The organism is Sporolactobacillus shoreicorticis, assembly GCF_024125445.1.
In the GTDB taxonomy this organism is placed as follows: Bacteria; Bacillota; Bacilli; order Bacillales; family Sporolactobacillaceae; genus Sporolactobacillus; species Sporolactobacillus shoreicorticis.
The window spans coordinates 127,243-139,473 of the sequence record NZ_JAMXWM010000004.1; the positions used below are offsets into that span (position 1 = coordinate 127,243).

Consider the following 12,231-nt stretch of genomic DNA (forward strand, 5'->3'; position numbering starts at 1 on the left):
CATGTAAAATTTGGAATAAATTTCTATAAATTACCATGTTGAGGACCATAAAGGTCATGGTCCTCAACATGGTCCCTATCAAGGTCACTGTATAAATACTATTATATCAGCACTTAATACTATATAGGGACCATAGGGACCATATAAATATAATATTAAAGAATAATAGGATATATAGATATTAGATTAGAATGATTATAATCTAATATCTATAAATAGGGTTTTATATAAAGTTGCGTATGGTCTCGGGTTATTGGTCCCCCGATTGATTATTTTCAGGGAGGTAGGCTGACGTGCAAGAAAGCAGATTGGAGCGACGACTGGAACGCGAGGTGAAGCGACTGGGAGGCATTGCCGCGAAGTGGGTATCTCCCGGATTGGCTGGGGTGCCGGATCGGATTTTGCTTTTCCCGGGTGGCCGGATTATTTTTGTCGAGATGAAAGCACCAGGGAAACCGCTTCGCGTCCTGCAGGCAAAGCGCCGACAGCAGCTGACGAATTTAGGATTTAAAGCAATCAAAATAGATTCGGATCAGCAAATTGACGATTTAATCCGGGAGGTGACTGGAAATGAAGTATAAGGCGCACGCCTATCAGGAATATTCAACCAACTGGATCATCGATCATACGGCTTCTGGTCTCCTGCTTGATATGGGTATGGGAAAGACAGTCAGCACCTTAACAGCGGTTTGGCAGCTGCTATTTGATTACTTCGATTCGGTCAAAGTGCTGGTGATCGCACCGAAGCGGGTGGCTGAAGATACCTGGTCGCGTGAGGCCGAAAAGTGGGATCATACGAAAAATCTTCGAGTGGCCAAAGTGCTGGGCAATCTACAGCACCGGATTCAGGCGCTGGCTGAACCGGCAGATATTTATGTCACGAATCGTGAAAATGTCGTGTGGCTGGTGGATCATTATAAAACCAAATGGCCATTTGATACGGTCGTGATTGACGAGCTGTCCAGTTTTAAGAGCAGTAAAGCAAAGCGTTTTCGAGCATTAAAAAAAGTGCGGCCGTTGATTCATCGCATTATCGGATTGACCGGAACACCGGCACCGAATTCACTTTTGGACCTTTGGCCACAAATTTATTTACTGGACGGCGGCGAACGTTTAGGCAAAACGGTAACAGCTTATCGGCAAAAATATTTTGAGCCGGACAAGCGAAGTCAGCATATCGTCTTCAGCTGGCGATTGAAGCCAGGCGCGGAACAGCAAATTTATTCAGCCATATCGGATATTTGTGTCAGCATGAAGGCGAGCGATTACCTGCAGCTGCCGAAACGCGTGGATAACGTGGTTGAGCTAGAACTGAATAAATCCGAGCAAAAACGGTATAAACAATTAGAGAGAGACTTGCTTCTGCCGTTTGCGAACGGTGATATTGTAGCCAATACGGCAGCGGTTTTATCGAACAAGCTTCTGCAATATGCGAACGGAGCGATTTATAACGAAAACGGTGAGGTCCAGGAATTACATAGCGTGAAACTGGACGCATTAGAACAGATTGTCGAAGAGGCGAACGGTCAGCCGATTCTTGTATTCTACCAGTACAAGCATGACCTTGAACGGATTAAGGCACGATTCAAGCAGGCACGTGAACTCGAAAACTCGCAAACGATTGCGAATTGGAATGCGGGCAAGATTGAAATGTTACTGGTGCATCCAGCGTCAGCTGGCCATGGACTCAATATGCAGGACGGCGGACATATCATTGTTTGGTTCTCGATGTTATGGAGTTTGGAACAATACCTGCAGGCGAATGCAAGATTGGATCGGCAGGGACAGAAAGAGAGCGTCATTGTCCATCACCTGGTGGCCAAGGGAACGATTGATGAACAGGCACTGAACGTGCTGCAGCAGAAAGCGGGCGGACAAGAGGCATTACTTGAAGCCGTGAAAGCGAGACTGAAGGAAGTGGCCAAGCATGACGATTGAACGGAAGCCCTGGGTGGGCAAGTTGATTGACGAGTACAGCAGAACGATGCACGAGTTGCAGAATTACCACGACAAGGTGAATAAAGAGAATATAGTTGAACGGGAAGCCGTGAATCGTTTGATCTCGAATCTGTCCTACAGTTTAACCTGGATGCGAAACGGTAAGGAGCCGGGAAATCGAAAAGATTGGGGCTCTCGATCGCTGTACCAGATGACACAGTTTGAGCCGGATATGGACTTATATCCGTGCCTGGACTTAGATCCGGAACGAGAGTCCGTGAGTGATGAAGATAAGCAAAGAATTGTGGATGCTTTAATGACTTTGAGTGTACGTGAGCGTCAAGTATTTATCCTGACGGAGGGCTATGGCCTGAGTCAGAGGCAAGTAGCAGCAGAGTTGAATTTATCAAGGCGACGTGTACGAGATTGTCTCGCTAGCGGACGCAATAAATTTAAAAACACGCCCACTTCACGCCCTTTTGCCAACTAATCTATGAGAGGGTATTTTATTCATTTCCTTTTTTCGGTAAAATGAAAAGAAAAGGGAGATGTCGGCGTTGAGTGAAGAGAGGACTCTTCTTGAATTCGAGACGTACATGTTTGGGATTAAAGGCGGTAATGCAGGCTTTCTGAAAATGCCGAAAGAAAAGTACGAGCTGACGAACGAACGTTTGAAGATTACGAAGCAAGGGCTTGTTTCTGAGACCCGGGATGATATCGAACTGTTCAAAGTCAAGGACATTACCGTTCGGCAAAAGCTTAAAGATAAGGTTTTGGACATCGGGGATATTGAACTAATCAGCGCCGATGAATCCAAGCCGAAACTTGTTTTGAGACGGATTAAAAGCCCGCATGACGTGCGGGAGAAGATTAGAACGGCAGCGAAAGAAGCACGAGAAGCTGCCGGCGTTTCCTATCGATATGACCTATAAGATTTAGAGAGTCCTACGGGGCTCTTTTTTAATACAAAAAAGGAGGCGGCGAAATGTGAAGAATGAGGCTACAGCACAGCAGAAGTTGTTTGTTGATGAGTATTTGAAGTATCGGAAAAAGAATCAAACACAAGCAGCGATCAACGCAGGATATAGTCCGAAATCAGCGGCATCACAAAGTAGCCAACTTCTGAAAAATCCTAAAATTATCAGGTATTTGCAAGAACGAGAAAAAGAACTGGAAGCGGATCTGAGACAGGAATTCATGTTTGATGCTTTAGAGGCTCGAAAAGTCATGCACGACATCATGGAAGACGAGTCTGCAGCTGATCGGGATCGAATCGCAGCGGCGAAGGATTTTCTTGACCGGGCAGGATTTAAGCCCGTTGATAAGACCGAACTCTCTGGTGGTTTAGACGTTACTAATCCTTATTCCGTATTAACCACCGAGGAGTTGCGGAAGATTGCCCGAAGTGAGAAGCATGAATAAAATCAGACAAGGCGCTCAGATCGAGCTCGCCAGGAGGGATTTCTTTGAGTACTGTCACTTAAAATCACCTGAATTTTTCAAGTATAGCCGGAAGCATCTGATTGAGGTTGCCGATGAGCTGCAGCGTTTTTCCGAATCCACAGATGATGTACTGGTTCTGAATGAACCACCACGTCACGGGAAGTCTCGGACGGCTGGAAATTTTGTCGAGTGGATGCTGGGTAATCATCCAGATATGAAAATTATGACCGGATCCTACAATGAGACACTGTCCACGACGTTCTCAAAGAATGTGCGAAACACGATCCAGGAGATTAAGGCGGATCCGGATAGGGTCGTTTACAGTGAAATCTTCCCCGGTGTCCGCATTAAGCAGGGCGACGGGGCAATGAATCTGTGGAGCTTGGACGGACATTTCAGCAACTATCTAGCAACGTCTCCAACCGGTACCGCAACGGGCTTTGGCGCGGATTATTTTATTGTCGATGACTTGATTAAGAATGCATCAGAAGCCTATAACGCCAACGTGCTGAATGGCCACTGGGATTGGTTTACCAATACAATGATTTCCCGGTTGGAATCTGGAGGCAAGATCATTCTGATCATGACACGTTGGCATACATTAGACCTCGCAGGACGGGCCCTGACAGAGCTTCCGGCGAAAGGGTATAAAGTTAGACACGTGAACTTAAAAGCCCTACAGGATGACGGCTCTATGCTCTGCGATGAGATTTTGACGAGAGAAGAATATGAACGGAAAACGAAGACAATGGGCGCTGACATTGCGGCAGCAAACTATCAGCAGGAGCCCATTGATGTGAAAGGCAAGCTGTATTCGAGTTTTAAGACGTACCAAGCGGGCAGCCTGCCGGTGTTCAAGCGCATAGCCAGCTACACTGATACCGCTGATGAAGGAGCCGATTATCTGGCTTCTTTTATTTTTGGCGAAACATTTGATGATGAGGCGTATATCCTGGATGCTATTTTTACAAAAGACGCGATGGAGATTACGGAGCCACTGCTTGCTAAAAAAATTCATGGAAATAAAGTCAATCTAGCATGGATCGAATCGAATAACGGCGGTCGCGGATTCGCCCGGAGTGTAGAACGGATCCTCAGGCAGAAGTATCGGTCCAATAAAGCAAAAATTAGCTGGTTTCACCAGAGCAAAAACAAAGTGGCTCGGATTCTATCCAATGCAACCTGGGTGATGGATCATGTGTATTTTCCAGAAGGATGGCGGAATAAATGGCCGGAACTGCATGAGGCGCTGACACGGTATCAAAAAGAAGGCAAGAATGACCACGATGATGCGCCGGACGCATTGACGGGTATTGCTGAAAAAATGGGATCAAGTGTTCAGGTCAAAGTTTTTAAAGGGGGGTTGTGAGCATGGTTTTTAGGTTTCCACGAGAGGAAGAAATCACGGCTGAAGTGGTCAGCCATTTTATCGAATTGCATCAGGCCGAGCTGCCGCGTTATCAGCGGCTGGAAAAACTTTATCAAAGCAAGCCCCCGATTCTCGACCAAGAGGACAAGCCCGATTACAAGCCGGATAATCGCTTGGTCGTCAATTATGCCAAGTACATTACCGACACATTTAACGGCTATTTTATCGGGCTCCCGATAAAGGTCAGCCATGATGATCCGGGCGTGAACGAACGGGTGGATGACTTCCTGACTCGGAACGATATGGATGATAATCAAGCCGAACTGAGTAAGATTACCAGCATATACGGTCACGGCTTCGAGCTGCTCTATCAGAATGAAGAATCAGAGACGTGCTGCATTTATAACACGCCGCTCGACATGTTCATTGTCTACGATGACACGATTGCACAGAAGCCGTTGTTTTCGGTTAGATATCATCAGACGGAAGACGGGCTGAAAGGTCAGCTGTTCACGGCAGCCGAAGAGATTGCCTTCAGCAAGGGTGATGACGGCCTTGCACTTGGTGACAGCCAGCCACATTATTATGGTGATGTGCCGGTTATCGAGTACATTGAAAATGAAGAGCGGCAGAGCGTATTTGAATCCGTCGAATCGCTGATCAATGCTTACGACAAGGCAGTGTCTGAGAAAGCCAATGACGTTGACTATTTTGCGGACGCATACATGAAGATCCTGGGCGCCGAGCTGGACGAGGAAACGCTGAAGAAAATTCGGGATAACCGAATTATCAATATTTCTGGTCAAGAGGTGGATACATCAAAAATCATCGTTGAATTTATGGAAAAACCAAACGGTGACGCGAATCAGGAGCACCTGCTGGATCGGATTGAGCGATTAATCTATCAGATGAGCATGGTGGCCAACATTAACGATGAGAGTTTCGGCAATGCGTCGGGCGTAGCTCTTGAGTTTAAACTGCAGCCGATGAAGAATCTGGCAGCCATGAAAGAACGGAAATTCACGTCGGGCATGAACCGGCGTTTTAAAATGTTGTTTAACGTTCCACTGTTCATCGAGGCCAGCAAGAAAGATGAATGGCGAAACTTGAATTATACGTTTACCCGTAACATTCCGCGGAATCTCGTGGATGAAGCTAATGTAGCAAAGAGCCTGCAGGGCATTGTCTCGAAAGAAACGCAGCTGAGTGTTTTGAGCATTGTGGATAATCCAAAGCAGGAGCTTGAGCGCATAAAAGCCGAGGAGCCGGAGACGAATTATCCGGATGGTGATTTTAATACTACAGGAGGCGATGATGATGGCGAAGTACCGCAAGAAACCGGTAGTGATTGAGGCGTTTAAATGGACAGGGGAGCCGGATCAAATTGAAGATCCTGAATGGATTATCAAAGCGTTTAAAACAGGTGTTGCCTATTTTGAAGACGAGGTGTTTAAAATCCACACACTTGAAGGCGATCATACAGTTTCTCCAGGCGATTACGTGATTAAAGGTATTTCTGGTGAACTATATCCCTGCAAGCCAGACATTTTCCAAAAGACGTACGAGAAGGCGGAATGATTATGGGGAATCTTATTCTGACTGAATCCAATCTTCAGGAAAAATTGAAATACTGGCAGGAACGGCTCAGATTAAGAGACTGGGACATAACGGCAAAGATCGTTCCACTCTCGAAAATGGATCATAGAGATGAGGCCGGTAAATGTGAGTGGAACTTAGAAAGTCGGTTCGCGCTTATTTATGTGCTCAGTCTTGATGACTATCAAAATGTGGGCTCTCCAATGGCTTATGACATGGAACAAACGCTTGTCCATGAACTGCTTCATCTGCATTTCGCGCCGATGGATGATGACAAGTATTATATGCCGATTGAGCAGGCAATCGAGTCTATTTCCAAGGCTCTAGTTGAAGAAAGCAGAAGCAAGTAGGCGATAGGCCGGAAAGGATACGGTGATCCCTATTATCTCGCCCTAAGCACGGCGTTAAAAGGCTTATTTCTTGTGTGCTCCGGGTGATGACTATGTCAAGCTATTGGGAAAATCGAATGATTCAGCTGTACAACGCGCAGGACAAGCGGAATACGAAGCTGGATAAGCGATTGCGGAAAGAGTATCTGCGGCTGGAAGAACAGATCAAAAAAGAAGTCGCCAGCTATTACGCCAAATATGCGGTGAACGACGTAATTGAATATCGTCAGCTGGTGCTTGCTCTCTCTCAGTCTGAACGTGATTTGCTGTACAAGGACTATCAGGAATTCGCCCGACGCTATCCGCAATATCAGCGTCTCATGCCCGTGCGTGAGAGCATCTACCGGTTGAACCGACTGGAAGGGCTACAGTTATCCACCAGGCAGCGCATGGTCGAACTCGGGGTGTTTGAACAGGAAGGCTTTGAGAAGTTACTGAAAGAAGCCTACAGCAGCGGCTATTTGTCCACGATGAAAGGGCTGAAAAACGCACCTTCTTTTTTCAGTGTTAGTGACGATGCGCTGCAGTTGACGATGAACGAGAAGTGGATTGATGGCAAGAACTTCTCTGATCGAATCTGGTCGAATAAGGAAAAGCTGATCAATACACTGAACACGGAAATCCGGGATGCGATTATTCGCGGGGAAGACTATCAGCAGATGTCGCAACTCATTCAGCATCGTATGGGTGTTGGGGCTGAGGACGCACGGCGGTTGATTGAGACAGAAAGTTCGTTTGTGATGAATCAGTCGAACAAGAAAGCCTTTGAGGACGCCGGTGTTGAACGCTATGAAATTACGGCAATTATGGACCGCAGGACAAGTGCTATTTGTAAGTCTATGGACGGCAGAGAATTTGCTTTCAAGGATGCGAAAGTCGGCGTCAATTACCCACCGTTTCATCCGCGCTGCCGAACGACAGCCGTGCCGATTGAAAATGACAGGGAGCAAGTGGCAGCCAATAAGATGATTGAAGAGGCAAAGAAGCAGGAGCCCGCGATTACAGCAGTTCTGGTCTCCACGGCCGCTACAGTCGGTGCCAGTTTGGCAGGATTGGAGTATAGAATAAAGTCCGTTGAATCCTTGACACGTAAAATTGAGAGTGAAGGAAACAAAAAGATTAGAGACATATTAAGATATACCACGATAGCGGATCCTAATGAACTGGTGGACCACTATTATGAAACCGTTGAATTGCTGAAGGAGAACGGGTACACTGAAACTGTGGTGAAGAATTACTGGAACAATCCGGTTAATCCTTATAACGGAATCAATACGTTCGTGAAGAATGCTGATGGCTATGAATTTGAGCTTCAGTATCATACGGCGGAAAGCTTTGCACTGAAGAACGGCAAGCTTCATGATCTGTATGAAAAATGGCGAGTGATTGGCGATAAAGCTTCAAAAGAGGCCGTGGCTTTAGCCAAGGAAATGGCAACACTGTCAAAGAAACTAAAAAGACCAGCTCGAATCAGTGAGGTGAACTAGCCTATGAACTTTTATTATATTAATGATTTGAAACTCTTGGGTAAGGTTGACCAATTTGTTCCGTATCTGTATCAAAAAGGTAGGGGCTGGGTGGTCGATAATCAAAACCTTCTGATGGATCGGCTCATGGGCTATGATAGCGGAGAAAAATCCCTTGGGAATACTTCAACGCTGACCCTGATTGATGAGATCACAGAGGAACAAGCAAACCAAAAAATTAAAGAACTCGAAAAATAAGCAGTGCTCGACTAATTCGTTGAGTGCTCTTTTTATTGTCTTTTTTCCTTGATTGAGACGTTAAAGAAAATCATGTGATTGGCAGACAACCAAGTCTATAAAAAGTGAGGAGATAACATGGATTTACTAAAATATCCGTTGAACTTGCAGTTCTTTGCTGAAGACGAGCCGCCGGCAGATCCTCCGGCTGACAATCAAAAGCCGAAAGATCCGGGAGACGGTAAGCCACCAAAAGACGAAGATAGTAAGACCTACACGCAGGAAGAGCTTGAGGACTTGATCAAACAGCGCGTAGCTCGGGAGAAGAAAGCAGCAGAGAAGGCCGTGAAAGAGGCCGAGAAGCTGGCGAAGATGAACGAGGAACAGAAAAAGCAGTACGAGCTTGAGAAACTGCAGGCAGAGCTGGAAACGTACAAGAAGAAAGATGCCTATCATGCGCTTTCCAAAGAGGCTTCTAAAATGCTGGCTGAACACGAGATTATCGCTGACGACACCCTGCTTTCGTTCGTCGTGAAAGACACAGCGGAAGATACACAGGAAGCGGTTCAATCGTTTGTGAAGCTGGTTGAAAAGCAGGTGAAAGCCGGCGTGAAGCAAGCACTGGCTGGCAAACCGCCTAAGGTGACTAAAAACCCAACGACGAATAATCCGTTCAGTAAGGAACACTTCAATCTGACGGAACAGGCAAGACTTTTCCGGGAGGATCCGGAACTGTACAAAAAATTAAAAGCACAAGCATAAGGAGGAGTTTGAATTGGCTGTTACAAGAATTGCTGATATTATTCAGCCGGAAGTTTTTACCCAGTATGTGATTCAGAAAACGATGGAAGTTTCAAATGTACTAAATAGTGGCATTGCCGAGAATAATGCACTGTTCGATCAACTAGCTTCTGGCCCGAGTACGTTGATCAATATGCCCTACTTTGAAGATTTGACGGGCGAGTCAGAAACATTGAAAGACCAGGGCTCCCTAACACCAGGAGCGATCGGCACAAACAAGGATGTTGCTCGGAAGAACGGACGCGGAAGAGCCTGGGGCGCAAATGGCCTGTCAGCTTACCTGTCTGGTGCCGATCCGCTAGGTTCAACAGCTGATCTTGTTTCAGGATTCTGGGCGCGTGATCGTCAGAAGGTGTTGCTTTCGACACTTGCAGGTGTGTTCGCCTCCGAATCGCTGGCTGGAAAAGTACATGATATTTCCGAAGCTGAGGGTGATGCTGCTTTAATCAGTGGCGAGACTTTCATCGACGCTAACCAGCTGATGGGTGATGCCAAGGACAGTCTGACAGCGGTAACTTTTCACTCTGCTGTTGAGTCTTATCTAGCAAAAAGACAGCTGATTGAATACGTTCAGGAAGCCGGTCAGAATGTCCGTGTTCCTTACTTCATGAATAAGCGTGTCATCGTGGATGATGGCATGCCATTTGACACGACTACTAAAATCGGAACCGCGTATTTGTTTGGTACCGGTGCACTGGCCTGGGGCAATGGCTCACATCCGGATGTGTTAGCCACCGAGACAGATCGCGATTCTCTTGCCTCTAGTGGTGAAGATTTTCTGATCAACCGTCAGCTTTATATTCTGCACCCGCGTGGCATTAAGTTCACTGAAGCGAGTGTCGCAGACGTTTTCCCGACAAACGCAGAACTGGCAAATGGGGAGAACTGGGAACGCGTCTACGAAGAAAAAGCGATTCGCATGGTTGCGTTCAAGTTTAAAATTGCGTAAGTGGGGGGAATAAGAAATGGCGATTATTGATACTGTTTTGACTCACATTGATGATCGAATGTCAGAAAATGATCATCTTTATGGGCATCTGAGCATTAGAAATGATGAGCTGCAGCGACTGAAGGACTTTCTCGGGTCGTTTTCTGTTCCAGGCAAACCGAGTGTAACGGTTGAAGCCGGTGACGGAAAGGGCGATTATACAATCACTGCGCCGGAAGACGATGGTGGATTGCCAATTACTGGGTATGTTTATCGCTTGAAAAAGACATCAGATGCCTCTTGGGGATCACAGGTGGATGCTGGAGCAGATCTCACTGGCACGGTTTCAGGACTTGAGAACGGCACGGAATACTCGATTGAGTTTGCGGCCGCTAATGAATTTGGACAAAGTGCCTGGGATGATTCCTTAGCCGTACACTTTACACCAACGGCACCTGCGGGGTGAGGTAATGAGCTTAATGGGATTTCAGAGGCGACGTCGTGAGTTGGTTAAGAAGAGAAAGTCCGAACTTGAAGCCCTAAACTTGAATCAGCTGCGGGCGTTGGCTAAAGAAAGAGGTATTAAGGACATTGTGCATATGAATAAGGCTCAACTGGTTGCGGAACTTGGTGATCATTGATGGCCATAACGGATCGAGTTAAGATACGCCTACCAGAGATTAAAGACGATCTTTTGGCCGAGCTGTCGCAGACGGCAACAGACCGGATTAACCTGCGGTTGGGGCTAACCGAGTTTCCGATGGAACTTGAGTCTGTAGCTGTTGAGGTTGTCTGTGCGATGTACAATCGAAGCTATCACGAAGGTGTTAAGACTGAGAATGTGGATACGTTCAGCGTTTCTTTTGTGGATGATATGCTGCACGAATATGATGCAGATTTCCACCGATACCTGGCGATGACGGAGAAACAGGAGAACGTGAATAAAGGGGTGGTGAGATTCCTATGAGATTCTTGCCACTCTATTTGTATGCGAATCAACAATCTGGCACGGATCCGCTGGGGAATCCAATTAATGAATTGGTGCAAACGGGTGAATCAGTCGGCCGTTTCTCCAGCTGGACGGCTGAAGAAATCGCTCTGGATGTTCGGCAGATCACGCAAAATAACCGAAAGATTGTAACACGGGCCATGAAAGAAGCCCTGACGGCTGCAGACAAGATCAAGTTTGAGGACCTGTATTACTCGATTACCGAGATTCAGGGTGATGACACAACGCGCTGGCGGATTGTTGTTGTCAACCGCTACGGAAGTGAAACCGCATGAAGCTTGAATTAATCGGTGCTGATCGACTGGCTCAAAAGCTGCTGGAGAAGAGCGCGACGGATTTTGAAGCCGTGGCCAACAAGAACATTCGTGACATTTACACACGTGGACAGAAGCAGCCGTATCAGGGCGGGGTGCCACCAGAAACCGGTGGTACACCTTATGCTTCCGGGCAGCTTCGTATTTCCCTGACCTACCGCCAGGGGGAAGTGGGGTATTTGAAAAGCTACGCACCGCATGTCGAGTATGGCCATCGTACGGTAAACGGCGGATATGTGCCTGGGCAGTATTACTTAAAGCGCAATGTCGACACCCAACGATCAATCTATAAAGAAGATTTGAAAGAAAAACTGAGGGAGTGAACGCATGTATCAAAAGCTTTCATTCACGGATGTGCTGGCGGCGATCATTCAGAAGATTGAAGCCAATACAGATCTACGCTGTTATGACAGTATACCGGAGAATGCGCCAGTGCCTTTTTATCATGCGGAAATGCTTGGCTCGATACCGGAGAAAAGTAAAACCATGATGAAAGACCGATACCAGGCGGTCATTCACGTACACACGGAAGGCAAAGGATCCGTTGCTATTTTTGACGCGATTCACAAGCTGGAGGAGGCGCTGACCGAGGACATTGAACTGCCGGACGGCTACGAAATGATTCTGCAGGTGCCAAATGGTGTGTCACAGATTCTCAACGAGGAAGACGGCACCAAGCATGCCATCATTGGCTATGACTTTGTCGTTTTCTCAGGCTATAAGGTCAAAATCTAAGGAGGA

At 46.7% G+C, this 12,231-nt stretch carries 18 protein-coding genes and 1 pseudogene; all 19 read left to right on the forward strand.

The window, feature by feature from the left end; all coding sequences use genetic code 11:
- The first annotated feature begins 293 nt into the window (after positions 1-293).
- The 19 genes and pseudogenes from NIE88_RS04825 to NIE88_RS04915 all read left to right on the forward strand — a co-directional run bounded on the left by NIE88_RS04825 (position 294) and on the right by NIE88_RS04915 (position 12,225).
- A complete protein-coding gene (locus tag NIE88_RS04825; protein ID WP_253059589.1) occupies positions 294-581 on the forward strand; it encodes a VRR-NUC domain-containing protein in 288 nt (95 codons plus the stop codon).
- Positions 571-1,938: an SNF2-related protein gene (locus tag NIE88_RS04830; protein ID WP_253059601.1), complete on the forward strand. Its 1,368-nt coding sequence runs from the start codon at positions 571-573 to the stop codon at positions 1,936-1,938. Before NIE88_RS04825 ends, NIE88_RS04830 begins: the two co-directional genes overlap by 11 nt.
- Positions 1,928-2,428, forward strand: a complete 501-nt coding sequence (locus NIE88_RS04835; RefSeq protein ID WP_253059603.1) for a sigma-70 family RNA polymerase sigma factor — start codon at positions 1,928-1,930, stop codon at positions 2,426-2,428. Before NIE88_RS04830 ends, NIE88_RS04835 begins: the two co-directional genes overlap by 11 nt.
- A gap of 67 nt (positions 2,429-2,495) precedes the next feature.
- On the forward strand, positions 2,496-2,870 hold the full coding sequence (locus NIE88_RS04840; RefSeq protein WP_253059605.1) for a PH domain-containing protein: 375 nt from the start codon (positions 2,496-2,498) through the stop codon (positions 2,868-2,870).
- 55 nt (positions 2,871-2,925) lie between these two features.
- The gene (locus tag NIE88_RS04845; RefSeq protein WP_253059607.1) at positions 2,926-3,360 is read left to right on the forward strand and encodes a terminase small subunit; all 435 of its coding nucleotides are present in this window, start codon (positions 2,926-2,928) and stop codon (positions 3,358-3,360) included.
- Positions 3,353-4,750 (forward strand): phage terminase large subunit, encoded by a 1,398-nt coding sequence (terL, locus tag NIE88_RS04850; protein WP_253059609.1) that lies wholly within the window; start codon positions 3,353-3,355, stop codon positions 4,748-4,750. Before NIE88_RS04845 ends, terL begins: the two co-directional genes overlap by 8 nt.
- Positions 4,751-4,752: 2 nt before the next feature.
- Positions 4,753-6,102: a phage portal protein gene (locus NIE88_RS04855; RefSeq protein ID WP_253059611.1), complete on the forward strand. Its 1,350-nt coding sequence runs from the start codon at positions 4,753-4,755 to the stop codon at positions 6,100-6,102.
- Entirely contained in the window at positions 6,068-6,328 is a 261-nt protein-coding gene (locus NIE88_RS04860) for a hypothetical protein (RefSeq protein ID WP_253059613.1), read from the forward strand. The genes NIE88_RS04855 and NIE88_RS04860 overlap by 35 nt, the downstream gene beginning before the upstream one ends.
- Before the next feature lie 2 nt (positions 6,329-6,330).
- Complete coding sequence (locus tag NIE88_RS04865) at positions 6,331-6,696, forward strand: hypothetical protein (RefSeq protein ID WP_253059615.1); 366 nt, start codon at positions 6,331-6,333, stop codon at positions 6,694-6,696.
- A 92-nt stretch (positions 6,697-6,788) separates the two neighbouring features.
- A complete protein-coding gene (locus NIE88_RS04870) occupies positions 6,789-8,222 on the forward strand; it encodes a minor capsid protein (RefSeq protein WP_253059617.1) in 1,434 nt (477 codons plus the stop codon).
- Between the two features lie 3 nt (positions 8,223-8,225).
- Positions 8,226-8,459 carry a hypothetical protein gene (locus NIE88_RS04875; RefSeq protein WP_253059620.1) on the forward strand — a complete coding sequence of 78 codons (234 nt, stop codon included), beginning with the start codon at positions 8,226-8,228 and terminating at the stop codon, positions 8,457-8,459.
- Positions 8,460-8,576: 117 nt separating this feature from the next.
- Positions 8,577-9,200 (forward strand): DUF4355 domain-containing protein, encoded by a 624-nt coding sequence (locus tag NIE88_RS04880; protein WP_253059622.1) that lies wholly within the window; start codon positions 8,577-8,579, stop codon positions 9,198-9,200.
- A 172-nt stretch (positions 9,201-9,372) separates the two neighbouring features.
- A pseudogene (locus tag NIE88_RS04885) lies at positions 9,373-10,083 on the forward strand (coat protein); the annotation flags it as partial.
- Positions 10,084-10,204: 121 nt separating this feature from the next.
- A complete protein-coding gene (locus tag NIE88_RS04890; protein WP_253059633.1) occupies positions 10,205-10,633 on the forward strand; it encodes a fibronectin type III domain-containing protein in 429 nt (142 codons plus the stop codon).
- Between the two features lie 13 nt (positions 10,634-10,646).
- Positions 10,647-10,808 (forward strand): Rho termination factor N-terminal domain-containing protein, encoded by a 162-nt coding sequence (locus NIE88_RS04895; protein ID WP_253059635.1) that lies wholly within the window; start codon positions 10,647-10,649, stop codon positions 10,806-10,808.
- The gene (locus NIE88_RS04900; protein ID WP_253059638.1) at positions 10,808-11,134 is read left to right on the forward strand and encodes a phage head-tail connector protein; all 327 of its coding nucleotides are present in this window, start codon (positions 10,808-10,810) and stop codon (positions 11,132-11,134) included. Before NIE88_RS04895 ends, NIE88_RS04900 begins: the two co-directional genes overlap by 1 nt.
- Complete coding sequence (locus NIE88_RS04905; protein ID WP_253059640.1) at positions 11,131-11,451, forward strand: phage head closure protein; 321 nt, start codon at positions 11,131-11,133, stop codon at positions 11,449-11,451. The genes NIE88_RS04900 and NIE88_RS04905 overlap by 4 nt, the downstream gene beginning before the upstream one ends.
- Positions 11,448-11,813 carry a hypothetical protein gene (locus tag NIE88_RS04910; RefSeq protein ID WP_253059642.1) on the forward strand — a complete coding sequence of 122 codons (366 nt, stop codon included), beginning with the start codon at positions 11,448-11,450 and terminating at the stop codon, positions 11,811-11,813. Before NIE88_RS04905 ends, NIE88_RS04910 begins: the two co-directional genes overlap by 4 nt.
- 4 nt (positions 11,814-11,817) lie before the next feature.
- The gene (locus NIE88_RS04915; protein WP_253059644.1) at positions 11,818-12,225 is read left to right on the forward strand and encodes a DUF5072 family protein; all 408 of its coding nucleotides are present in this window, start codon (positions 11,818-11,820) and stop codon (positions 12,223-12,225) included.
- The last annotated feature ends 6 nt before the right edge of the window (positions 12,226-12,231 follow it).

Coding starts and splice junctions, on each gene's coding strand:
- NIE88_RS04830 (WP_253059601.1), top strand. CDS start 571: ATGAAGTATAAGGCGCACGCCTATCAGGAATATTCAACCAACTGGATC.
- NIE88_RS04835 (WP_253059603.1), top strand. CDS start 1,928: ATGACGATTGAACGGAAGCCCTGGGTGGGCAAGTTGATTGACGAGTAC.
- NIE88_RS04890 (WP_253059633.1), top strand. CDS start 10,205: ATGGCGATTATTGATACTGTTTTGACTCACATTGATGATCGAATGTCA.
- terL (WP_253059609.1), top strand. CDS start 3,353: ATGAATAAAATCAGACAAGGCGCTCAGATCGAGCTCGCCAGGAGGGAT.
- NIE88_RS04915 (WP_253059644.1), top strand. CDS start 11,818: ATGTATCAAAAGCTTTCATTCACGGATGTGCTGGCGGCGATCATTCAG.
- NIE88_RS04900 (WP_253059638.1), top strand. CDS start 10,808: ATGGCCATAACGGATCGAGTTAAGATACGCCTACCAGAGATTAAAGAC.
- NIE88_RS04880 (WP_253059622.1), top strand. CDS start 8,577: ATGGATTTACTAAAATATCCGTTGAACTTGCAGTTCTTTGCTGAAGAC.
- NIE88_RS04910 (WP_253059642.1), top strand. CDS start 11,448: ATGAAGCTTGAATTAATCGGTGCTGATCGACTGGCTCAAAAGCTGCTG.
- NIE88_RS04870 (WP_253059617.1), top strand. CDS start 6,789: ATGTCAAGCTATTGGGAAAATCGAATGATTCAGCTGTACAACGCGCAG.
- NIE88_RS04865 (WP_253059615.1), top strand. CDS start 6,331: ATGGGGAATCTTATTCTGACTGAATCCAATCTTCAGGAAAAATTGAAA.
- NIE88_RS04905 (WP_253059640.1), top strand. CDS start 11,131: ATGAGATTCTTGCCACTCTATTTGTATGCGAATCAACAATCTGGCACG.
- NIE88_RS04855 (WP_253059611.1), top strand. CDS start 4,753: ATGGTTTTTAGGTTTCCACGAGAGGAAGAAATCACGGCTGAAGTGGTC.
- NIE88_RS04860 (WP_253059613.1), top strand. CDS start 6,068: ATGGCGAAGTACCGCAAGAAACCGGTAGTGATTGAGGCGTTTAAATGG.
- NIE88_RS04875 (WP_253059620.1), top strand. CDS start 8,226: ATGAACTTTTATTATATTAATGATTTGAAACTCTTGGGTAAGGTTGAC.
- NIE88_RS04895 (WP_253059635.1), top strand. CDS start 10,647: ATGGGATTTCAGAGGCGACGTCGTGAGTTGGTTAAGAAGAGAAAGTCC.